Genomic DNA, 22,967 nt, shown 5'->3' on the forward strand with positions numbered 1-22,967 from the left:
TGGCCTAAAAGTCTGACGGTCCGCGGTGTGACGCCCCGCTCTCGTCGGTCGCGTGCGGCGCCGCGTCGTCGGTGACGTTCTCCGGCCCGGATTCCCCGGCGACTCTCCCACCGTCGGCCTTCGCCGCAGGGGTCGACTCGCCGTCCCTCGCGGGGCCGGCCGTCGGCGAGAGGCCGAGCGCGAGCGCCGCGACCCCGCCGCCGGTGAGCGTGACCGCGTTCTTCAGCGCGTGGTCGAGGATCGCCGCCGCGAGGGCCGTCTCGACCGGCAGGCCCGTCGCGCTCACGACCAGCGCGGTGAACGCCGCCTCGTACAGGCCGATCCCGCCCTGCGAGAGCGGCAGCACCTTCGCGAGGTTCCCGACGCTGACCGCGAGCGTTCCGACGACGAGCAGCGTCGGCGTCGGGACGGCCCCCCCGACTCCGCCCACGAGCGCGGCGAGCACGAAGACGGCCGTGAGGACGTCGAGCGCCCAGACCGAGACGCTCCAGAGGAACACCGCGCCGAGGCGGCGGGGATCGGCGGCGACCACCCTGACGGACGCGCCGAACCTGACGGCGGCGTCGACGGACCGGACGATCCGGGGACGATCGACCCGGGCCCGGAGCGCGGGGCCGAACCGCCGGTCGCTCCGGGCGACCGCGACGGTCGCGACCGAGAGGCCCGCGGCGACGGCGGCGATGCCGGCCGCGGCGGCGAGCGCGGTCGACGGGCCGACCGCGCCGACCGACTGTCCCGATTCCGGCGAGCGGCCGGTCAGGAGCAGCACGCCGAGCGCGACGCCCCCGAGCGCGCCGATGGCGACGAGGTCGAACGCGCGCTCGACGGCGAGCGAGGCGACGCCGACCGGGTACGACACGTCTCGCCGCTCCTTCAGCAGGTACGCCCGGACCCCGTCGCCGGCGCGGGCCGGGACGACGAGGTTCGCGGTCTGGCTGGCGAACACGGTGGCCGTGAGGAAGCCGGTCCGACAGCGGCGGCCCATGGCCGCGAGCACGTCGCCGTACCGCCGTCCCCTGATCGGCCACGAGAGCAGGTACGCGACGAGGCCGAGGGCCAGCGCGGCCGGGTCGGCGGTCACCGCCGCGCCGATGACCGCGTCCGTGTCGAAGGTCCGGACGAGGATCGCTGCACCGAGCGCGAGGACAACGACCGTCCCCGCGACGGTGACCCGTCCGCGCGAGAGTCCGCTCCGGAGGCGTTTCCGCAGGCCGACGCCAGTCACAGCCGCGGACCCCCGCACCGGATCGGTCGATGCCTCCCGGGTCTCGCACCGACCCGGAGACGTTCGAGGCGCCGTTCGACGGTCATGCATTAATTTAGGCCGCCCTAAAACATATAACGCTGACGGTTCGGCCGATCTGAGGAAACGCACTTATCGGCGGCGGCCGTGCGCCCGGACATGTCCCTCCCAGAGGCCGAAAAGCGGCGCGAGAAGCGCCGGTCCTCCGACGTCGGTGACCGCGGTGACGAGTCGGGCGACGAAGACGACCGCGCCGCCGGCGTGACCCTCGTCGCCGCGGTCGCGTTCCTCGGCGGCGCCGCCGACTTCCTGAGCGGCGCCGCCCTGCTCCCGACCCCGCTGTTCGCGATCGGCGTCCCCCTCGCGACGTTCGGCGCGGTGAAGTGTTGGGCCGCGGTCGGCCTCCACCGACGGCGCGTCCGGGCGCTCGGGGTCGCCGTCCTCCTGTACGGCGTGACCGCGCTCTTCGCCGCCGGCCGCCTGATCTTCGCCGTCGGCATCGGGGGACCGTTCGGGTGGCCGGTCGGTCGGCTCGGGTTCAACCTCCTCGTCGTGGGATACCTGCTCGCCGTCGCGGATCGGTTCGAGCGACCGGAATAAAGTGCCGCGTCGGGCGATTTCACCCCGTTCCCGGACGGTGCCGACCACCGAAAACCGTTTTTGTGCGCCTATCGAAATATCACACATGTCCGACTCCGTTCGCATGTGGCTCGTCGAGCGAACGTACTCCGACGACGAGCAGAACATGGTGATCCTCACCTACGCCACGCTCGACGGCGAGCGCTACTTCCGAAAGGAGCGCGCGCTCACCTCCTTCTCGGACATCCGGGACACCACCGCCGCGGTCGACGCCGAACCGGCGAACGTCGGGACCGTCGACGATCCGGCCGACCGCGAGCGGTACGCGACCGAAGCCGAGCGGATGGCGGCGGCCCACGACCCCGACGACGTGATCTGAGCGGCGCGAACCGGTCGGCGGGGGCCGCACAGCGCGGTCCGGCGGCGCGAACCGACCGACGCGGCCGCACTTAAGTCGATGCGACGCCAACATCGTTCCGATGCGGGCAACCCTCGAAACCCTCGCGATCGCCGCGGTCGTCGGGCTCGCGCAGGGCGCGCTGCGCCTCGTCGACCTCGCGGGGATCTTCGCGCTCGCCACCCCGCTGTCCGTCGCCCCGTGGACGGTCGTCACCAGCGTGTACGCGCACGGCTCGATCGGCCACCTGCTGGCGAACGGGCTCGCCCTGCTGCTTGTCGGCCCGCTCGTCGAACGACGGACGACGCGGCCCCACTTCCACGCGTTCGTGGTGGCGACCGGAGCGGTCGCCGGGATCTCGCAGGTGGCGGTCGGCGGACTGCTCGGCCCGCCGACGGCCGTGTTGGGCCTGAGCGGCGCCGTGTTTGCGCTCGGCGGCTACCTCCTCGCCGGCAACGTCGTGACCGCGACGCTGTTCGACCGGCTGCGGCTCCCGCCGCGCGCCCAGTTCGCGCTGTTCGGGCTCGCGGCCGTCGCGCTTACCGCGGCGACCGCGGCGCCCGGGGTCGCGCTGATCGCTCACACGACCGGCGCGTTCTGCGGCCTCCTCGCCGGACGGCTCGGACTGCTGGATGTCCGGTGAGGACGGAAGAGGAGGACTCGCGGTGCCGCCGCTGACGAGGATAAAAGAAAACGAAGAGAGCGGTAGACGCCCTAGCGCTTAGTCTTCGAGGACGATCTCGATGCTGACGTCGTTCGGCACTTGGACGCGCATGAGCTGGCGGAGCGCGCGTTCGTCGGCGTCGATGTCGATCAGACGCTTGTGGACGCGCATCTCCCAGTGCTCCCACGTCGCCGTCCCCTCACCGTCCGGGGACTTTCGCGACGGGATCTCGAGCGTCTTCGTCGGCAGCGGGATCGGGCCCGACAGGGCGACCCCCGTCGAGTCCGCGATCTCGCGGACGTCGTCGCAGATGTCGTCGAGGTCCTCGGGGCTCGTGCCGGCGAGGCGGACGCGTGCCTGCTGCATCGATTATCGCTCGTTGACTTCGAGCACCTTGCCGGCCGCGATGGTCTGACCCATGTCGCGGATGGCGAAGCTGCCGAGTTCCGGGATCTCGCCGGACGGCTCGATGCTGAGCGGTTTCTGGGGGCGCACGGTGACGACCGCGGCGTCGCCGGACTTGATGAAGTCCGGGTTCTCCTCGGCGACCTCACCGGACGACGGGTCGATCTTCTGGTCGATCGACTCGATCGTGCAGGCGACCTGCGCCGTGTGGGCGTGGAAGACGGGCGTGTACCCGGCCGTGATGACCGACGGGTGCTGCATGACGACGACCTGCGCCGTGAACGTCTCGGCGACGCTCGGCGGGTCGTCGGCGGGACCACAGACGTCGCCGCGACGGATGTCGTCCTTGCCGATGCCCCGGACGTTGAACCCGACGTTGTCGCCGGGCTCGGCCTTGGGTACTTCCTCGTGGTGCATCTCGACCGTCTTCACCTCGCCGCCCACGTCGGACGGCTGGAAGGAGACGTTGTCGCCGGTGTTGAGGATCCCGGTCTCGACGCGTCCCACGGGGACGGTCCCGATGCCGGAGATGGTGTAGACGTCCTGGATGGGGAGTCGGAGCGGCGCGTCCGTCGGCGGCTCGGACTCCGGCAGGTCGTTGAGCGACTCCAGCAGTGTGGGGCCGTCGTACCAGGGCGTGTTGTCGGACTCCTCGGCGATGTTGTCGCCCTCGAACGCCGAGATCGGCACGAACGTCGTGTCGTCGGTCGCGAAGCGGACCTGGTTGAGCAGGTTCTTGACCTCCTCGACGACCTCGTCGTAGGTGGACTCCTGGTAGTCGACCAGGTCCATCTTGTTGACGCCGATGATGAGCTCGTTGATGCCCAGCGTGCGGGCCAGGAACACGTGCTCTCGGGTCTGGGGCGCGACGCCGTCGTCGGCCGCGACGACGAGCACCGCGTTGTCGGCCTGCGAGGCGCCCGTGATCATGTTCTTCACGAAATCACGGTGGCCCGGGCAGTCGACGATGGTGAAGTAGTAGTTGTCCGTGTCGAACTCCTGGTGGGCGATGTCGATCGTGACGCCGCGCTCACGCTCCTCGGCGAGGTTGTCCATCACGTAGGCGAACTCGAAGCCGCCTTTGCCCTTCTCTTCGGCTTCCTCGCGGTGCTGCTCGATTACGTGCTCGGGGACGCTCCCCGTCTCGAAGAGGAGGCGACCCACGAGCGTACTCTTGCCGTGGTCGACGTGGCCGATAATGGCCAGGTTCTGGTGCGGTTTGTCACTCATGGGGTAATCACGCGCTAAGGCGCTCTGTGAGTAGGTTTCGGTTGATTCCACTAAAACGGTTTCGATACGGGTCACAGACCATCTCGACGCCGTCGGGCGATTCTCGACAACGCGGGGCACGCCAGCGGGACGCACGGTGGGGGCCCGGTCACGCGGTTCGACTGCGAGAACGCCCCTCGAAACGAGGCGCTCCGCGCTACTCCAGTCGCCCGACGTCTCCGAGCACCGCGCTTGCGGTTTCCGGACCACCGGCGCCGCGCCCCGAGATGTTGAGCCGACCGGCGTGCGAGGTCTCGATCTGGACGATGTTCTGCGTGCCCGAGACCGCGAGCGTCCCGTTCTCCGGGACGAGCCGCGGGGCGACGCGAACCGTTTCGCCGGTCGCCTCGCCGATGAGTCGGACGGTCCGACCGTCCTCCGCGGCGAGTCGGAGCGCCGAGCCGGGGACGTCGCGGATCCCCTCCACGTCGGCGTCGTCGAGCGTGAACTCCCGGGCGTCCGCCGGATCGTCCGTCGCGCCGAAGGAGAGCACGTTCGCGAGGATGACGCATTTGAGCGCCGCGTCGGTGCCGTCGACGTCGAAGGAGGGGTCCGCCTCGGCGACGCCGAGGTCCTGCGCCTCCGCGAGCACGTGGTCGTAGTCGAGCCCCTCGGCGGCCATCCGGGTGAGGATGAAGTTCGCCGTCCCGTTGAGCACGCCCCGGACCGCCGTGACGTGACCCGGCTCGATGTCCTCGACGGTCGAGACCGCGGGGATCGCGCCGCCGACGGTCGCCTCGAACCGGATCTCGCCCGCGCTGTCGTCGACGGCCGCCCGCAGGTCGCCGAACCGCTCCGCGACCGGCCCCTTGTTCGCGAGCACGGCGTGGCGGTCGCGCTCCAGCGCGCGAGTCACGTGCGAGAAGCCCGGCTCGGCGTCGCCGAGCGTCGTCGGCGTCGCCTCGACGAGGACGTCGTAGTCGGCCGCCAGCGCGTCCGCGGGGTCGTCGTCGCCGACGATCCCTCGCTCGGCCTTGCGAGCCACCACCGCGTCGGGATCGACGCCGGCGTCGCGACCGTCCGCGACGACCGCCGTCGAGGAGTCCGCGACCGCGACGACCGCGTGGCCGTACTCGCTCGCGAGGTTGACGACGGAGCGCCCGACCGCGCCCGCGCCGATGACGGCGAGTCTCACGCCTCCACCCCCGTGAGCGGCTCGACCAGCCGAAGGTCCTTCTCGTCGGCCAGCTCCCGGACCGCGGCGAGCGCGGCCTCCGTCTCGCCGGCGCGGGCCTCCAGGCGGAGCCGGGCGCTCGACGCCTCCTCGGTCCCCTGCGGCGCCGCGAGCGACACGTCGGCGACCGACGCGGACGCGCAGGCCTCGATCCGCGAGAGCGTGTCCGAGAGGTCGGTGTCGATGAGGTGGCCGAAGAGCAGCAGCGTCACCTCCTCGGCGTACCGCTCCGTCCCCGCCTGCATCACGTTCACGCCCTCGCTCCGGAGGGCCTCGACGATTCCCTCGAAGCGCTCCGGCGTCGCCTCGAAGTCGACCTCGACCGGGATCCGGCCGCGGGGGGTCTTGTTCCCGCGCTCGTGGTAGATAGAGAGGAGGTTCCCGCCGTTGTCGGCGATCGGGTGGAGCGCGGCGAGCAGCTGTCCCGGCTCGTCGACGAGCTCGAGCCGTACCGTGTGCGTCGACGGCTCGGTCGAGGCGTGCCCGCCATCGGGGGCGGGGTCGTCGTCCGGGTGCCCGTCGATCCCGTCGCTCACGCCGCCACCTCCGTGAAGCGCGTCGGATCGGCGTCGGCACCAACCGTCGCCGGAGTCGGGGTCGGTGCGGTCGGCGTCCGGCACGATCCTGTCAGCGCCGCGGAGCGGTCGCTTGCTGGCTCCGTCACGGTGCGGCGAGCGGGAGTCGTGCCCGTCTGCATACCCGAAAGGAGTCGGGGGAGCGGGTATAAGCCTTCGGCGTTGGCAGGCGTTGCCTCGCTCTTCGCCGTGTGAACTCTCCGCACGGAGCGAGCGGAAGGGGAACCGAGAGCGAGGGTGAAAAACGCGAGAGAGAACGGACTCCGGCGGGAGGCTCACGCGGTGATGGGTGTCAGAGTCCTCGAAACGCGGCAAAAAGCATTTTTGAGTATCGGTGGTAGCTCCGAACCGATGCCCTCCACCGATAGACGAGCGCTTCTGAAGTACGTCGCGCTCGCAGCGACGGGGTTGATCGGGACCGACCTGCTGCTGAAAACGACCGGATCAGGGGACGAGCGGCCCTCCTGGGGGCCCCCTGTCGAGGGGTCCAGAGACTGGGCGATCATCGACGAGGATGCCGATCGGTTCACCGGCGAAGACGCCGAGGGGACGCTCGTGCTGACGGTGCAGGGGCCGAACGGCGGCTCCGAGCGGTTCTACGGCGGATCCGGGCTACGCATCGTCAGCTACGAGACCGCCGTCTCCGACGTCGACCCGGACTGGAGCTACACTCTCGGGCAACCGCGCCTCTCGCTTCGTATCAGACCGGAAGGAGACGCTGAGGGTGCCGTGTATTTCTCGAACACCAACGCGTACGGAGACACCCCGGACGAGGACGTTTCCGGAAGCGCCGAGATCCGGCACGCGTTCGACGCCGGAAGCGGTCGAGGAGCCGTGAATCCCATCCTGAACTACTCGGGGCCCGCTGACGGCGACGAAACCAGGCTGGATGCGACCGTGGAATCGCGTGTGAGCGTTCCGATACAGAAGGTGTGGACGAGGGGGGTCGGCGGCCGGATCGAGGTCGGGTCGCTCCGGTGCGAGATAACCGAGACCGTCACCTTTTCTAAGTGACTGGGGCTGCGTCGGCCCCCTCCGCCTCCGGGAGGCGAGTTCTATCACTTACGACGGATTCCACCGACCGCAGAGAACGCTGAATCGAAGGGGCCGCGTCGCCGACTCAGAAGTAGTCGATCGACGACGGGAGTTCGAGCTTCATGCCCTTGCGCTCGCGGATCTCCATGATCTTCTCGCGCTGGAGGTTGTCGACGAGGACGCGGAAGCCCGCGTTCTCGGTGTTCCACGAGGCGCGGCCCTCGGTGGCCGAGCGGATGTCGGAGGAGAAGCCGATCATCTCCTCGACGGGCGCGATGCCCTCGACGACCATCAGGTCGCCCTCCTGGTACATGTCGTCGACGCGGCCGCGGCGGCCCTGGATCTCGCCGGAGGCGGCACCCATGTGCTCCGAGGGGACGTCGATCCGGACGTCCTGAATCGGTTCCAGCAGACGGACTTCGCCGTCGATCAGCGCGCGGTGGACCGCGTCGCGGACCGCGGGGATGACCTGCGCGGGCCCGCGGTGGATGGTGTCCTCGTGGAGCTTCGCGTCGTGCAGCCGGAACAGCGACCCCTGGACCGGCTCGGCGGCGAGCGGCCCGTCGTCGAGGGCCTCCTGGAGCCCCTCTAAGACGAGCTCCATCGTCTCGTTGAGGTGCTGGATCCCCTTCGTGTCGTCGATGAGGATGTTCGTCCGGTGGATGTCCTCGACGTTCTGGGAGGTGTCCTTGTCCATGCCGGCCTCCTGTAACGCCTCGCGGCGCTCCAGTTCGGGCATGTCCATCGAGACCTCACCGAGCTGGATGGCGTCGACGATCTCCTGGGCCATCGGCTCGACGGTGAGGTAGAACTTGTTGTGGCGGTTCGGCGAGACGCCCTCGACCTCGCGGGACGCCTCCTGGGGCTGCTCGCGGTAGACGACGATCGGTTCGCCGGTGATGACCGGAATGCCCTGGTTGTCGCGGATCCGCTGGGTGATCACTTCGAGGTGGAGCTCGCCCTGCCCGCTGATGAGGTGCTCGCCCGTGTCCTCGTTGATCTCGATCTGGATCGTCGGGTCCTCCTTGGCGACCTGCTGGAGCGTCTCGATGAGCTTCGGCAGGTCGTCCATGTTCTGCGCCTCGACGGACTTGGTGATGACCGGCTCGGAGATGTGCTCGATCGACTCGAACGGCGTCATCTCGACGGAGGAGACCGTGGAGCCGGCGATGGCGTCGCGGAGGCCGGTGACCGAGGCGATGTTCCCGGCCGGGACGTGTCCCACCTCCTCGCGCTCGGACCCCATGAAGAGGCCGACGCTCTGGATGCGGTTCTTGCCCGCGGTGCCGGAGACGTACAGCTCCTGGCCCTTCTCCAGCGTGCCGGAGAAGACGCGACCCGTCGCGATCTCGCCGGCGTGCGGGTCCATCGAGATGTCGGTGACCATGAAGACGACCTCGCCGTCCTCGTCGACCATCCGCATCGTGTCGGCCAGCTCGCTCTCCGCGTCGCCGCGCCAGATACGCGGAACGCGGCGGGGCTGCGCGTCGACCGGGTTCGGGAAGTGCTCGCAGACCATGTCGAGCACGACGTTCGAGAGCGGCGTCCGCTCGTGGAGCTCGTCGCGCTTGTCGGCCTGTTCGAGCTCCATGATGTCGCCGAAGTCCATGCCGGTCCGCTGCATCGACGGCATGGAGACGCCCCACTTGTACAGCGCGGAGCCGAAGCCGACCGTCCCGTCCTCGACGGAGACGGTCCAATCCGTGGGGATGTCGTCCATGTTCTCGGCCATCCCGCGGATGAGCTCGTTGACGTCGGCGATGACGGACATCAGCCGCTCCTGCATCTCCTGGGGCCCCTCCTGGAGCTCCGAGATGAGGCGGTCGACCTTGTTGATGAACAGCGCCGGCTTCACGCCCTCGCGGAGCGCCTGCCGGAGCACCGTCTCCGTCTGGGGCATCGCGCCCTCGACGGCGTCGACGACCACCAGCGCGCCGTCCACCGCGCGCATCGCGCGGGTGACGTCGCCCCCGAAGTCGACGTGGCCCGGGGTGTCGATGAGGTTGATGAGGTGGTTGGTGTCGTCGTACTCGTGGGTCATCGAAACGTTCGCCGCGTCGATGGTGATACCGCGCTCCTGCTCGTCCTCCTTCGTGTCCATCGCGAGCTGCTCGCCCGCGGTGTCCTGGGAGATCATGCCGGCACCGGCCAGCAGGTTGTCGGAGAGCGTCGTCTTCCCGTGGTCGACGTGGGCGGCGATGGCGATGTTCCGGATGTGCTCCGGGTTGTCCATCAGCCGCTCGCACTCTTGAACGATCTTCTTGCGTCGGCCCATTATACCGCTTCTTACCGACAGCAGGGTCAAAAGGGTAGTGTTTCTCCGCGGCCGTATCGGCGGGAATTACCCCCGATCGCCGGCGGTTTCGTGTCGATCGGTCGCACGGGTCGGGCCGTGCGGCCGAGAGGGACGGTCGCTTCGCGACCGCGACCGCCTCCACGCGGATTTAAGTGCTCGGTGGGGAACCGAGGCGTATGAACGAGACGCTCTCGCGGCTCGCCGATACCGGCGTCGTCGCGGTCCTGCGCGGCGTCGAGGCCGACCAGCTCATCGAGATAACGGAGGCGCTCCGCGAGGGCGGGGTCACCGCCGTCGAGGTCACCGCGGACACCCCCGACGTCGCCGGGAAGCTCGGCGAGGTGACGGGCTCGTTCGGCGACGAGGTCGTCGTCGGCACCGGCACGGTCCTCGACAGCGAGACCGCCCGGACGACCCTGATGGCCGGCGCGGAGTTCGTCGTCTCGCCGAGCCTCCACGAGGACGTGATCGAGACGTGTAACCGCTACGGCGCCGTCACCGCGCCCGGCGTGATGACGCCGACCGAGGCGATCCGCGGCTACGAGGCCGGCGCCGACTTCGTGAAGGTGTTCCCCGCGAAGACCGTCGGCCCGACCCACCTCGGGGCCATGAAGGGCCCGCTCGGTCAGATCCCGATGATGCCGACCGGCGGCGTCGGCCCGAACAACGCGGCCGACTACATCGAGGCCGGCGCGTTCGCGGTCGGCGCCGGCGGCTCGCTCGTCGACTACGACGCCGCCGAGCGCGGCGACTACGACGAGATCACCGAGACCGCACGCGAGTTCGTGGAAGTGGTCGAGGAGGCGCGCGCGGGCGACGACTGAAACACGCGTCCACCCGAAACGCACGCCCGACACCGTCCACCCGAAACGCACGCCCGGCGGGACCGCTGTCGTTAGGAAACCGACTCGACGGTGGCCCGGTACGGTTCGGAACGCGACGCTCGGACGATCACCCGGATCTGACAGCCAATTCCGAATACTCGGTTATGCCCTCACCGAGCGTCTAAGGGGTATGAGTGATCGACGATGAGGGCCGGCACCGGTCACTGCGTCCGCTGCGGCGAGTCAACCGCGTCTGGCCGACTCGTCGTCTGCAATTCGGCCGACGATCCGCTGCCGGTCTACGAGTGCGCCGGCTGTGGCGCCGTCGTCCGGATCGGCGGCCGCGAGTGGTGAACCGCACTCGACCGACGCTCGATGAGACGCCCGGGCGCGTTACATGAAGTCCGCGATGCCGGACTGCTTGTTCGTGTCGTCCTCGAAGATCGATTCGAGCGACTCCTCTAACACCTTCAGGCGCTGTTTCGTGTAGGGCCGGCAGCCGAACCGGTCGGCGACCTCGATCGCCGTGTCGACGTACTTGTTCACCGACCCCTGGTGGACGGTGAGGTTCACTCGGCCGCCGCACTCGCGGCAGTCGCCGGTCAGCGGCATCCGGCGGTACTTCTCGCCGCAGTCGAGACACCGCGTCTCCTGGCGGGAGAACGCCCGGAGGTTCCCGATGATGTCCGGCAGGAAGTGGTACTCGATGACCCGCTCGGCCACGTCGGTCTCGTCGACCGCGCGGAGCTTCCGGGCCAGCTCCAGCTGCGCGTCCATCTTCTCCATCATGTCGCCGAGCGTCTTGTACGCCGACAGGTCCGGCCCCATCGCGATGTCCGTCGTGTCGTGGGTGTGGTCGAACCCGTGGTACTCCTCGTCGGTCCCGAGCGTGTCCTCGCCGAGCTGGATCCGGTCTTCCAGCTCCTCCGGGTCCGCCAGCTCCAGCGTCGCCTCGTAGAACTCGCGCGGGTACTCGCGCACGATGTCCATGTTGTGCGCCTCGTCGTCGATCTCCGAGGGGTCGATCCGCGAGGACATCACTAAGGGTGCGTCCATGCGGCCACCCCGCTGGTCGGGGAGAAACTCTTTCGAGAAGTTGAGAAGTCCGTCCATGAGGAGCATCACGCAATCCTCGTCGCCATCGCATTGATCTACTGACACATCATTTGCTATTAATGAATGCGTTTCCTCGACGGTGAGACAGTACACGTACTCGACATCACTCTTGACGATCTCGATCTGATCGACATTCTCGATCGAATATTCACCGGATCCACCATCCGACACCGTCGACGCATAGGGATCGACAGCTGAGACGTTCTCTGTCAGCCGGTTATCCTTCCGGGAGAGATGGAGCCCGGCAATCTCCGAAAATCGAACGGCATCTTGCGACGAGACGGCGATTACGTACGTCTGAGAAGTCAGCCGCATATCGCTCTCATCGTAGAACTCGGGGAACCTCTCGTGGAGTAAGACGCGCTTCGGTCGGTCGACAGTCGCGTGGATGTTCAGTCGTCGGAGAAGCGCGAGCAGATCTTCCCGAAGCTCTTCACTTACCGTCGTGGCCGTGACCCGGAGCGATCCCTTATCAACCCCGCCGTCACCGCTGAAGTATCCGCTCAGGTACGCACCGACGATCGCCTCGGGTGCGTCGAAGATCGCGTTCGGAACGCGTTTCGTCTCTGCGTACACGCCGGCATCGAGCACCGAATCGAAGAAGGCACGCAGGAGACGGCCAGATACGGTGACCTTCGCGTGATTCTCTTCGTACGGATCGACACCGAACTCGTCGCGCAGGACGTCGAGGAAGAACTCCCTCGCTTCCGTTTCAGTCCCGCAGACGGTCGTCTGGTGGATCGTCCCTTTCGGCGTCTCCTGTTCGCGGGCGAATCCCTCGGCCGCGTAGTAGCCGAGTAACGTTGCGACGCGCTGATCGAGTTCGACAACCCGATCGATCTCGGTGCGATCGCGTTTCATTCCGAGCGTTACATCGTCGGGAACGAACGCGAGGAGGTCGTCGATCGAGGAGAAGCACCGCTGTAAATACGACGCAGGGAAGCTCTCCCGGTACAAGTAGTTACTCAGCGTCTTCTTGTTCGTGTCGAACACCTCCGTCATGCTCTTGAGCGGATAGAACTGTCCCTCCCAGTCGTCCGAGAAGGTGTCCTCGAAGAGTTCGTACAGCCGATCTTTGTCCAGACCCTTGATCATGAGGCGATCGGTCGGGACCGCTTCGGATCGGATGAACTCGGCGAGCAGATCGAACTGCTGTTGGCTTCGAGTGGTCTCACTGCTCTCGATCGAATCGGGAATAACGAGTTTGTCAGTCGTGTCGAGGTCCCGGGCTTCCCTGCTGACGATCTTGTCCTGTTCGCCGTCGTACACGTGGACACCGTGATCCGGAGTGACAGTTATCGAGCGGCCGGACACCGTACGGACCTGTACCATGTGATCCGGGGCTTCGTGTTTGCTGACCGCCTCTACCGGACGAGAGACGCGTTCTCCATCAGCAGTTACCGCGGGCACGGACAGCCCTCCGTCGACTCCCTCTAACTCGCCAATCGCTGTCCCGAAGTCGTCAAACGCAACTTCTGACTGATCGAGGTACGTCTCGACGAAGTCCTCGATTTCGTCGTATCGTAGACTTCCGGTCTCATCCTCGTACCAGAGTTTCGTCTCCGGGTGGAAGCAGTTCCGACGCTTCGCGGCGTGAAAGTACGGATGAGCGTACCCTACCGCGGCCGACGTAAAACCTACCACTCTCCCGACAGTTGCGGCGCTCGTGTGCGGCGCCATCCCGAAGACGAGCTCGCCGACGAGGTCGTCGCGCTCGTTCACCTCGTAGAAGCGGGGGAGCCCGTAGAACTGCTCGAGGAGGTCGTCGACGAAGTCGGCGGTCCGCAGCATGTGCTCGGCCGCGCCGTCCGAGAGGACGATGTCCTGCACCCGGAGCTCGACGAGCTGGTCGTCGTGGCGCAGCGGCTCGCCGTCGATGTCCGTCTCGTAGCCGATCTCCCGGAGGTGGTCGGCGGTGACGTCGAGCTCCTCGGGGCGGACCGAGGTGACCGGAAGGTCGGTCATGTCGTACCTGACGGTGCCGTCCTTGAACGACGTGACGCCGTTCTTCGCGCGGAGGATTCCCTTCTCGATCGGCTCGGGGGTCTTGTTCCGCGAGGTGAGTCCCTGCACCCCCTTGAGGATCTCGAAGGACGCCTCGCGCTCGCCGACGTTCGCCAGCGCGGAGCGGTAGGCGTCATTGAGGTCGACCTCTTGGTACGTCGCCGCCCGCACCTCCCACTCACAGCGCGGGCACTCGACGCGGCCGGCCTCGTCGGGCTGGCAGACGGTGCCGCAGTCGCCGCACTCGTAATGGGGCTCGGTGTGGACCTCGCAGTCCGGACACCGCGCCTTGTAGGTGTGCTCGCCGCACTCGGGACAGACCCGGTCGGAGACCTGGAGCTCCAGCCGGCCGCGGTGGCCCGTGTCGTCCATCACGCCGGCGGCCTCGGCGACGTCGCGCTGAGGACCGCCGGCCTCGTTGATCGGGAAGAGGGTGTGGACCGCCGGGGAGAGGTCGCGGCTCTCCGACTTCTCGGGCCGGCCCATCCGGTTACCGATCCGGGTCGGCGCGCGCTCACGTATCTCGAAGGGCGCGACCTCGTTGACGACTTTCACGGCGTTCTCGCCGTCGGCCCACCCGCGAGCGGCCGCCGAGAGGTCGCCCTCGTCCCACGTCTTCCGGAGCCCGTCGTCGACCCCGAGCGACCGCGCGAGCGGGCGCCACGTCGGGATCCGAAGCGCGTCCGGCGTCGCGGCGTGTTCGACTAACAGCGACTCCAACGCCGTCCGCGTCGTCTCCGTCCGCTCGATGGCGAGGACGCCCTCGACCACGTCGCCGTCGGCGACCGCCTCGGCGAGGGCCTCGAACGCCGCGACCGACACGTCGTGCCAGAGGTAGGTGTACTCCGGGTGGAGCGGGCAGTCGTACTCCCGCGCCCACGCGAGCGCCTCGTCGACGTCGGGGCGTTCGAGGTCGACGTGGGGGTCGTCCCGCATCGCCTGCACGTCGGCGCCGGCGGCCGCGAACTCCTTGACCCACCACTCGTAGACGTACGAGGCGGGCGCGAGCGGGTGATTGTTCTCGACGAACTCCCCGTAGTTGACGAGGTACTCGCCCAAATCGAGCACCTTCTCGACGCCGTTGCGGACCGCCTTCGCCTCCGCCGGGTCGTCGATGCGGCGGACCTCGCCGTTCGCGAGCCGGACCGTCGGCCCCTCGATGGAGTCGACGGGGACGACGCCGTGCGCCTTCCCCGGGCGCTCCGTCTTGATCTGCGTGCCGGCCGCGAGGAAGTCGTCGACGAGGTGCATCGTCGCCGGGTGGACCCCGCCGGTCGCGAACCCGTGGTTGCGCGCGCGACCGTATCGCAGCCGGAAGCCGCCCGCCTCGCTCGGGTGGGTGAACACGGGGCGGCCCGCGATCAGGTCACGGAGGAACTTCTGGGAGGGCTTCGTCCGGAGCGGGCCGTCGGGGTCGTCTCCTCCCGACTCGCCGCCCTCGGCGTCCTCCGCGTCCCCCTCGTCGGTGTCGGCTCCTGATTCGTCGTTCTCGGCTCCCGAGCCGCCCCCGTCGTCCGACGCCCCGGCGTCGCTCGTCGCCTCCCCGTCCTTCCCGATCGTCCCGTCGATCAGGTCCTGGAGCCACGGCCAGTCGACCTCGTCGAGGTCACGGGTGTACCGCTGGATCTTCGGGGCCTTCAGCGCGATCCCCTCCGCGGCGACGAGACACATCCCGCCGCGCGCGGAGTTCGTGTCGACCCGTTCGAGGTCGCGGAAGCCGGAGACCTCCTCGTCGCTGGTCGCCTCCCCGTCGAGCATGATGGGGATGTGCTCCGCGATGAACTTCGACTCCTTGTCCTTCGGCGTGTACTGGAGCCCGGTCTCCTTGTCGTAGAGGGCGATCTCCTCGGCGTAGCGCTCGACCTCCACGTCGCGCGGCTTGTACTCGTCGATGCCGAGCAGCGAACGCGCGTAGTCGGCGACGAGGACGGAGAGCGCCTGCGCGGTCCCGCCGGCCGACCGGATCGGGCCGGCGTAGTAGACGTTGACGAACTCGGTGCCATCGTCGTTCTCCAACAGCTCGACGCGGTCGATCCCCTCGATCGGCGCGGCGACGACACCCTCCGTGAGCAGCGCGACCGCGGTCCGGACCGCGCCCTCGACCTTCCCGGCGCGGGAGTCGTAGTCGCCGACCGTCCCCTCAACGAAGTCGGTGACGAGCTCTAAGGCCGCCTCCTCGCGAGACATCTCGCCCTCCAGCTCGCGGACGCGCTCCGCGACGCCGTCGATCCCGAGGATGTTCTCGACCCGGTCGGCCATGTCGCGGGCGACGGGGATCTCCACCTCCGGCTCCGGGTCGTACCCCTGCCCCTTCGCCGTCTCCGCGAGCTCTAACGCCTCCTCGAGCCGGTCTTCGATCCGGGCGAAGTACCGCTCGTCGTCGGGCCTCATCGCCGCGGGACCCGCTTCACAGCCACAGGTCCAGGTCGGTCGTCGGGTCGTGCGAGCGCTCCAGCGGCTCGTCGAACGCGCGGAGGTGACACTCCCCCGCCCAGACGGTCGCGGAGTCGAGGTGCCCGGCGAGCGCCTGCCCGCTCGGCCGCGACAGCACGGCGTGGGTGTGCGCGAACACCTCCCCCTCGAGCAGCGAGACGTTCCCGACGCAGGCGGCGACCTCCAGCGGTTCGTCGAAGGTCACCGACTGGTACTCGGTGTCGTCCTGGTCGTAGAACCAGACGTCGGCGTCCTGGACGGCGCCGAGGGCCGTGAACCAGCCCGCCTCGACGTCCTCTGCGCGGGCGAGGTCCTCGATCTCCTCGCGCCAGTCGGCGCCGGTCTCGAATCGGGCGACGTACTCCGCCGTCGTCTCGACTTCCCGGTGGTGCATAGGGAACGCCCACGACCGCCGGGGGCAAAAAGGCTTCAGTCGCGGTGTGTACGACCGCCGCTGACAAAATGATATAGCGAAGTGAGATTTATGAGCGGGAATCGGCGGGACGTTGCAAAACGAGAGACTCGCCGCTACGGCGCTGAGAGAGCGAGAAAGTGGGAGAACGAAGAGTTACCCGGGCGCCGGTTCAGAAGGGGGCCTGCGGCCCTTCGTCGTCGCCGCCGTCGTCGGTCGTCTCGCCGGGGAACGACGGCGACATGCCGCCGCTGCTCGTACCGCCGAGGTCGCCGTCGGCGCCCGCGCCCATGCCCGTGTCGGCGTGGACCGTCTCGATCTCCGGGATCTCCTTGACCATCCGCGACTTGATCGCTTGGATCGTCATGGGAGAGATGCCGCACCCGGAGCAGGCGCCGCCGAGCTGCACCGTGACCTCGCCGTTCTCACGGTCGAGGTGGCTGATGGCGGCGCTTCCGCCGTGCATCTGGATCTGCGGGAAGTTGCGCCGCAGGAAGTTCGTGATCCGCTCGCGGAGTTCGTTTTCCCCGTCTGCCGTGTCCGTGCTCATGCCAACGAATTGGCGGGCGGCGGGCTTATGCCTTTGGTTCGGCAAAACGCCCACAGTCCGGGCGCGCGCGGAGGGAGCGCACGCGGCGGAACCCGCCGCTCACTCCGGTCGATCGACTTGGAACGTCCGGTGGAGTTCGGCCTCGATCCGGTCGACGTACTCCGCTACGGTCTCCTCGAACGTCTCGTCGTCCACGGGGACGACGCCCCGGATGCGCTCGCGTGGGTCCTCGGGGAGTTCGACGCGGAACTCGCCGTCTTCGTAGAACGGCTCGGACTCGTTGAGCACCGCCTGGTCGATCCCGTGGATCAGTTCCGAGTCGTGTCGGTCCTTCATGTGGTTGAACGCGTTCTTGTACGCCCGCTGGAGCTCGTTAAAGTAGTGGACGTACTTGTCCTCGAACTTCTCGGGGTCGAACTCGTCGGCCATACCCGATCTGACGGCTCGGTGGTGAAAAAGCCGGCCGATCGCCGCTGAACGGTGGTAATCGACGGGACACACGCCGGTGGCGAGCGGCGTGCGTCGAGTGTCGATCCGACCGTCGGCCAGCGAATAAATTCTATTGTGCTATATCAAATCGGAGACGACGTGTCCTACCGTGGAGAACGAGCCGAGCGAAGCGGTCTGCGGACGCGTCGGATCACTGAGGTGACCGAGTCGCCGAACGGTCGTACGGCTCCGGGTCACAGTCGCGCGTTCACGCGCCGTAGCTCTCACCCTCGATCGGGCCGCTGAACACGCCGTAGAGGAATTTGAAGTACCACAGCACGAGTAAGAGCGCCGGAAACCCGAGGACAGTCACGAGATTCAGGGCCAGCGGCGAGACGACCGCTTCTCGAACTGTCAGGCCGGTCGGCGGATAGACGGTCGGATACAACAGGAGGCCGATCAGCAGGCTCAACAGCGAAGGAAGCGCCAGCGCGCTCATCAGCCAGGCACGGTACTCGCCGCGCAGGGCGAGGACGCTGCCGCCGATGCCGGCGATAACTGAAGCGACGACGACCGCACCCGCGGGCAACGAGAGGACCGTCTCAGCGGCGCCCCCCGCGTCAGTCACGACGACGACCGTCAGCAGAGCGACGACCCCGACCAAGTACGCCAGCGTCGCGACGATTCCGTACGCGCGCAGGTCCGACGCTAACGCCGGCCCGCTTTTAGCCGTCAGAAAGGCCGCCCCCGTCACGACCGAGACGGCGACGAGGCCGACGCCGGTCAGCAGCGCCGGCAGCGACAGCGTCGGCGCGTCGAACACCCAGCGACCGGCGAGGGTGCCGAACAGCAGCGGCGCGAGGAAGCTTCCGCTGATAAACGAGTAATCACAGTACCGTTTCCACTGCTCGTCGTCGCGCTGTTCGCGCAGCTCCGGGCCGAGTCCCCGGAACAGCAACGCGAGCACGAAGCCGATCGCGAGGAGGTAGTGGTCGGCCAGCACCCGGGAGTACACCCGTGGGAACGCCGCAAGCAGCATCGTCCCGAAGGCGACGACCCACACCTCGTTGGCGTCCCAGACCGGACCGAACGCCGTCAGGAACGTCTCCTTCTCGTGTTCGTCATCGCGGGTCGCGTACAGTATTCCGATCCCGAAATCGAACCCGTCGAGGACGACGTACATCGCCAGGGCGAACATGACGGCACCGAACCAGATCTCGGGTAGTGCGCCGACGAGATACGCGTCGACGGGAAACAGCGAGTCAGTCATCGTCGGTCACCTTCGGAACCGGACCGTACCAGCGGTCGTCGCTCGACGCGTCTACGCCGAGTTCTCGGAGTTCGTTTTCGACCAGCCACCGCAGCACGTGCAGGGCCACCAACAGCAATCCGATATAGATACCGACGAACCCGACGAGCGTCAGGGTCGCTTCCGTCCCGGTTAACGTCGACGAGACGGCGTCACTGGTCGTGAGTTCGCCCTGAATGACCCACGGTTGACGACCGATCTCGGTGACGTACCACCCAGTGAGCAGCGCCGCGTAGCCGAGGGGCGACGCGGCGATCATCGCCTTCAGGAACCGGTCGCTCTCCGAGAGGCGTCCGTCGTAGATGAGATACCCGCCCCACAGCGCCAGCCCGATGAACAGGAATCCGAGCCCGACCATGAACCGGAACGACCAGAACACGAGCGCTACGGGCGGGTTTTCCTCGTACTCGTTTAGCCCGAGCACTTCGGCGTCGAACTCACCGCCGCTGGCGAGGAACGAACCGACGCCGGGGAGGCTCACGGTGAAGAGGTTCTCCGCTTTCGGGTCGGTGATCGCGTCGACGCTCTTCGGGAACGCGATCAGGTGTAAGTCCGCCGTGCCGGTCTCGTAGTGAGCTTCCATAGCGGCGAATTTCTGCGGCTGCGTGTCCGCGACGTGGCGACCGTACGCATCGCCGTGGACCGCCTGTAGCGGTGCGGTGACGAGCAGTATCAGCACGGCAAGCCGCAACGCCGCGTTCCAAGCCGCCGCGTCGCGCTTTTTCCAGACGATGTACGCCGAGACGCCGGCGACCAGTAGCGCGACGGATATCACCGACGCGTTGACCATATGCACGTACATCCAGGGCATCCGCGGCGTGAAGAACGCGGCAATCGGGTCGGTGAGCCTCGCGACCTCCATGCCGTTGCGAGTGACCATCTCGAAGCCCTGCGGAGTTTGCATCCAGGCGTTGACGATCAGGATCCAGAAGGCCGACAGCCAAGCCCCGACTCCCACCAGTACCGACGAGAGGACGTAGGTCCGATCGCTGACGCGCTCCCGACCGAACAGCAACACGCCGAGGAAGACGGCCTCGAGGAAGAACGCCATCTTCGCTTCGAAGGCCAGGGGCCCGCCGATCATCTCTCCGGCTACCTCGGCGAACTGCGGGAAGTTCGTCCCGAACTGGAAGCTCATCGGGATTCCGGTGACCGTTCCCATGACGAACCCGGCGGCGAACACCTTCACCCAGAACGACCGCAGCCGTGTGAACCGATCGGCGTCGGTCCGAACGTCTTTCCAGGTGAAGTAGACAATGAACGGCGCAAGCCCGACCGAGAGGGCGGCGAAGATAATGTGAACGGAGATTGTCCATCCGAACTGCGCACGGCTCGCGAGCTCCGGCGAGAGCAACGTCACCCACTCGGGGATCAAAGCGCCGGAGAGCGCTATCGGGACCATGCAGTTACTCGCTCACGCACAAAAGAGAGTGTTGGTGCGGTTCCCTGTTTCGAGAACCGTACTACGGCAATTTATACCCGCTGAGCCGTAGTTTTCGTAGTCTATACGAGAGAGGCGGTCCGTGCAGCGTCGGAACCGAGAGGGTGTTTCGGGCGGGGACGTCGGCGATTCAGTTCCGCTAGCGATCGGGGCACGGAGACCTCGTTCGCGGAGGTGAAGACGCGACGGCGACTACCGGAACCGACCGAACAGCCGGTAGTCGCGGTCGGGCTCGTACCGGCGGAACAGCAGGCTGTTCGTGAGCACGCTCACGCTGGAGAGCGCCATCGCCCCGGCGGCCAGCGCGGGCTGGAGCAGACCGAGCGAGGCGAGCGGGATCATCAGCGTGTTGTAGCCGAACGCCCACACGAGGTTCTGTTTGATCTTCTGGAGGGTCGCGTCCGAGACGCGGATCGCCTTCACCACGTCGAGCGGGTCGTCTCGCATCAGCGTCACGTCCGCCGCCTCGATGGCGACGTCGGTGCCGCTCCCGATAGCGGTGCCGACGTACGCGACGGCGAGCGCGGGCGCGTCGTTGACGCCGTCGCCGACCATCATCGCCTGTCGGCCGTCGGCCTGAATCGCTTCGACCGCGTCGGACTTGTCCTCCGGGAGGACGCCGGCCCGGACGTTCTCGGGGTCGATCCCGACCTGCTCGGCGACGGCGCGGGCGGTGCGTTCGTTGTCGCCGGTGATCATCATCACGTCGACGCCGCGGTCTCTGAGCGCCGCCACGGCGTCCGCCGCGCCCTCCTTGACGGTGTCGGCGTCGGCGACGACGCCGACCAGTTCGCCTCGGAACGCGACGAGCATCGCCGTCTTCCCCTCCCGCTCGAGGCGCTCCATCGTCTCGGTCGCGGGCGAAGCGTCGATCCCCTCGTCCGCCAGCAACTTGCGGTTCCCGACCAGGATCTCGTCGCCCTCAAGCGTCGCGCGCACGCCGTGACCGGGGACGTTCTCGAAGGAGTCCGGGTCCGGGACGCCCAGGCCGCGCTCGCGAGCGCCGTCGACGATGGCGCGAGCGAGCGGGTGTTCGCTGCCGCGTTCGGCGATCGCGGCGAGCCGGACAACCTCGGCTTCCGCGCCGTGGTCGGCGGTCTGTGTCGGGAGGTCGCCGTCGGCGGAGTCGGGCCGCTGCGCCGCTCCGCCGTCCGGAACGGGGACGCCGTCGCGGTCGAACGCGACCACGTCGGTCAGCCGCATCTCGCCCTCGGTGAGCGTTCCCGTCTTGTCGAAGACGACGGTGTCGACGTCCTTGGCGCGTTCGAGTACGTCGCCGCCCTTGAACAGAACGCCGTGGCCGGCGCCGATCGTGGTGCCGACCATCGTCGCCGCGGGCGTCGCCAGCCCGAGCGCGCAGGGACAGGCGATGAGCACGGAGGAGGCGAACACGACGATCGCGAACTCGGAGACGGAGACCGCGCCGCCGGCGACGGCCGGGCCGCCGGCGACGAGCCCCCAGAGCGGGAGCGCGCTCACGAATCCGGCGAGCGCCTGGGGGAAGAGATACCAGACGGTCCCCCACAGCAGGGCGTTGACGATGACCGTCGGGACGAAGTACGCGGAGATGCGGTCGGCGAGGTTCTGTATCTCGGGCTGGCGCGACTGCGCCTCCTTCACCGTCCGAACGATCCCCTGGAGCGCGGTGTCGGCGCCCACCTTGGTCGCCTCGACGACGAGCACGCCGTTCTCGTTGATCGTCGAGCCGATCACCTCGTCGTCCACGGACTTCTCGACGGGGACCGACTCGCCGGTCACCATCGACTCGTCGACCGCGCTCTGTCCGTCGACGACGACGCCGTCCGTCGGGATCTGCTCGCCCGGGCGGACCTTCATCCGGTCGCCGACCTCGACCTCGTCGATGGGGACCTCCCGCTCGGTCCCGTCCCCGTCGACGGCTTCGCCGTCTGCATGCGGCGTCTCCGACGCCGCTCTGTCGACGAGCGTGGCGGTGTCGGCCTCCATCTCCAGGAGCTTCCGGAGCGCTTCGCCGGCCTGCCCCTTCGAACGGGCCTCGAGGTAGTTGCCGAGGGTGATGAACACGAGGATGAACGCCGCCGTGTCGAAGTAGAGGCTCCCGGCGACGACGCCGGCGAGGACCGCGACCGAGTAGCCGTACGCGGTCGTGGAGCCGAGCGCGATCAGCACGTCCATGTTGGCGCGCCCGTTGGTGACGAGCGCCTTGTAGGAGTTCCTGTAGAACGGGCGGCCCAAGACGACCTGCACGGGCGTGGCGAGCAGGAACTGCACCCACCCGATCGGGACGCCGAAGACGGTCTCCGGGAAGATTTCGCCGCCGAACAGCAGGTGATCGGCCATGAACAACAGCAGCGGCGTCGCGAGCGCCGCCCCGAAGAGGGTCAGGCGGAGCTGTTTGCGGATCTCCTCTTCGCGGGCCGCGTCGCGCGCGTCACCGCCGGACTCCTCGCTCGCCGCGTCGCCGTCGGCCCCGTCGCCGTCACCCTCGCGGACCGGCGAGTAGCCCGCCGACTCGATCGCGTCGTAGAGGTCGGCGCGGGAGGCGTCTGCCGGGTTGTACCTGACCTGCGCCTCGTCGGTCGCGTAGTTCACCGTCGCCTCGATGACGCCGGGCGTCGATTCGAGGGTCTCCGCGTTGGTCTCCGCGCAGTTCGCACAGGTCATGTCCGTGATCGCGACGGTGACGGTCTCGCTGACCGCGCCGTAGCCGGCCGCCTCGATCGCGTCGAATATCTCGCCGAGCGACACCGCTTCCGGGTCGTACTCGACGGACCCCTCGTCGGTGGCGTAGTTGGCCTTCGCCGAGACCACCCCGTCGAGGTCGTCGAGGGCG

At 68.0% G+C, this 22,967-nt stretch carries 18 protein-coding genes; 5 read left to right on the forward strand and 13 right to left on the reverse strand.

The genetic code is table 11. The features are described 5' to 3' along the window. Window positions 1–4 precede the first annotated feature (4 nt). Window positions 5–1,225, reverse strand: coding sequence for a YbhN family protein (locus tag R6U01_RS10475; RefSeq protein WP_410286401.1), 1,221 nt, complete (start codon window positions 1,223–1,225; stop codon window positions 5–7). Window positions 1,226–1,402: 177 nt separating this feature from the next. Between R6U01_RS10475 and R6U01_RS10480 the strand changes: the two genes are divergently transcribed. From R6U01_RS10480 to R6U01_RS10490, 3 genes are all read left to right on the forward strand, one after another. Next, entirely contained in the window at window positions 1,403–1,843 is a 441-nt protein-coding gene (locus R6U01_RS10480) for a hypothetical protein (protein ID WP_410286402.1), read from the forward strand. Between the two features lie 85 nt (window positions 1,844–1,928). Then, a complete protein-coding gene (locus tag R6U01_RS10485) occupies window positions 1,929–2,201 on the forward strand; it encodes a hypothetical protein (RefSeq protein ID WP_410286403.1) in 273 nt (90 codons plus the stop codon). A 100-nt stretch (window positions 2,202–2,301) separates the two neighbouring features. After that, a complete protein-coding gene (locus tag R6U01_RS10490) occupies window positions 2,302–2,862 on the forward strand; it encodes a rhomboid family intramembrane serine protease (protein WP_410286404.1) in 561 nt (186 codons plus the stop codon). 78 nt (window positions 2,863–2,940) lie between these two features. Here R6U01_RS10490 and rpsJ read toward each other — a convergent pair whose 3' ends face one another. The 4 genes from rpsJ to R6U01_RS10510 form a co-directional block, all read right to left on the reverse strand. After that, window positions 2,941–3,249, reverse strand: coding sequence for a 30S ribosomal protein S10 (gene rpsJ / locus R6U01_RS10495; RefSeq protein WP_004048854.1), 309 nt, complete (start codon window positions 3,247–3,249; stop codon window positions 2,941–2,943). 3 nt (window positions 3,250–3,252) lie between these two features. Beyond that, complete coding sequence (gene tuf / locus R6U01_RS10500; RefSeq protein WP_410286405.1) at window positions 3,253–4,518, reverse strand: translation elongation factor EF-1 subunit alpha; 1,266 nt, start codon at window positions 4,516–4,518, stop codon at window positions 3,253–3,255. 196 nt (window positions 4,519–4,714) lie between these two features. Beyond that, window positions 4,715–5,692, reverse strand: coding sequence for a homoserine dehydrogenase (locus R6U01_RS10505; protein WP_410286406.1), 978 nt, complete (start codon window positions 5,690–5,692; stop codon window positions 4,715–4,717). Further along, window positions 5,689–6,267 carry an amino acid-binding protein gene (locus R6U01_RS10510; RefSeq protein ID WP_410286407.1) on the reverse strand — a complete coding sequence of 193 codons (579 nt, stop codon included), beginning with the start codon at window positions 6,265–6,267 and terminating at the stop codon, window positions 5,689–5,691. Before R6U01_RS10510 ends, R6U01_RS10505 begins: the two co-directional genes overlap by 4 nt. A gap of 390 nt (window positions 6,268–6,657) precedes the next feature. On the opposite strand from R6U01_RS10510, the gene R6U01_RS10515 reads away from it, so the two are divergent. Next, the gene (locus tag R6U01_RS10515) at window positions 6,658–7,320 is read left to right on the forward strand and encodes a hypothetical protein (RefSeq protein WP_410286408.1); all 663 of its coding nucleotides are present in this window, start codon (window positions 6,658–6,660) and stop codon (window positions 7,318–7,320) included. A 106-nt stretch (window positions 7,321–7,426) separates the two neighbouring features. On the opposite strand, the gene R6U01_RS10520 is transcribed toward R6U01_RS10515, so the two are convergent. Further along, a complete protein-coding gene (locus R6U01_RS10520; RefSeq protein ID WP_410286409.1) occupies window positions 7,427–9,616 on the reverse strand; it encodes an elongation factor EF-2 in 2,190 nt (729 codons plus the stop codon). Between the two features lie 197 nt (window positions 9,617–9,813). On the opposite strand from R6U01_RS10520, the gene R6U01_RS10525 reads away from it, so the two are divergent. Next, window positions 9,814–10,461: a bifunctional 4-hydroxy-2-oxoglutarate aldolase/2-dehydro-3-deoxy-phosphogluconate aldolase gene (locus R6U01_RS10525; RefSeq protein WP_410286410.1), complete on the forward strand. Its 648-nt coding sequence runs from the start codon at window positions 9,814–9,816 to the stop codon at window positions 10,459–10,461. 393 nt (window positions 10,462–10,854) lie between these two features. Here the strand turns inward: R6U01_RS10525 and polC are convergent, their stop codons facing one another. The 7 genes from polC to R6U01_RS10560 form a co-directional block, all read right to left on the reverse strand. Continuing rightward, complete coding sequence (polC, locus tag R6U01_RS10530; RefSeq protein ID WP_410286411.1) at window positions 10,855–15,972, reverse strand: DNA polymerase II large subunit; 5,118 nt, start codon at window positions 15,970–15,972, stop codon at window positions 10,855–10,857. A 16-nt stretch (window positions 15,973–15,988) separates the two neighbouring features. After that, window positions 15,989–16,408 (reverse strand): PPC domain-containing DNA-binding protein, encoded by a 420-nt coding sequence (locus R6U01_RS10535; protein WP_410286412.1) that lies wholly within the window; start codon window positions 16,406–16,408, stop codon window positions 15,989–15,991. A gap of 190 nt (window positions 16,409–16,598) precedes the next feature. Next, window positions 16,599–16,976, reverse strand: coding sequence for a NifU family protein (locus R6U01_RS10540; protein WP_410286413.1), 378 nt, complete (start codon window positions 16,974–16,976; stop codon window positions 16,599–16,601). A 99-nt stretch (window positions 16,977–17,075) separates the two neighbouring features. After that, the gene (locus tag R6U01_RS10545; RefSeq protein ID WP_410286414.1) at window positions 17,076–17,405 is read right to left on the reverse strand and encodes a DUF5783 family protein; all 330 of its coding nucleotides are present in this window, start codon (window positions 17,403–17,405) and stop codon (window positions 17,076–17,078) included. Between the two features lie 268 nt (window positions 17,406–17,673). Next, entirely contained in the window at window positions 17,674–18,675 is a 1,002-nt protein-coding gene (locus tag R6U01_RS10550) for a cytochrome d ubiquinol oxidase subunit II (RefSeq protein ID WP_410286415.1), read from the reverse strand. After that, the gene (locus tag R6U01_RS10555) at window positions 18,668–20,116 is read right to left on the reverse strand and encodes a cytochrome ubiquinol oxidase subunit I (RefSeq protein ID WP_410286416.1); all 1,449 of its coding nucleotides are present in this window, start codon (window positions 20,114–20,116) and stop codon (window positions 18,668–18,670) included. Before R6U01_RS10555 ends, R6U01_RS10550 begins: the two co-directional genes overlap by 8 nt. Window positions 20,117–20,347: 231 nt before the next feature. Next, the coding region (locus R6U01_RS10560; RefSeq protein WP_410286417.1) for a heavy metal translocating P-type ATPase at window positions 20,348–22,967 on the reverse strand (2,620 nt) is incomplete at its 5' end.

This window comes from Halorubrum sp. (genome assembly GCF_046498025.1).
Lineage (GTDB): Archaea > Halobacteriota > Halobacteria > Halobacteriales > Haloferacaceae > Halorubrum.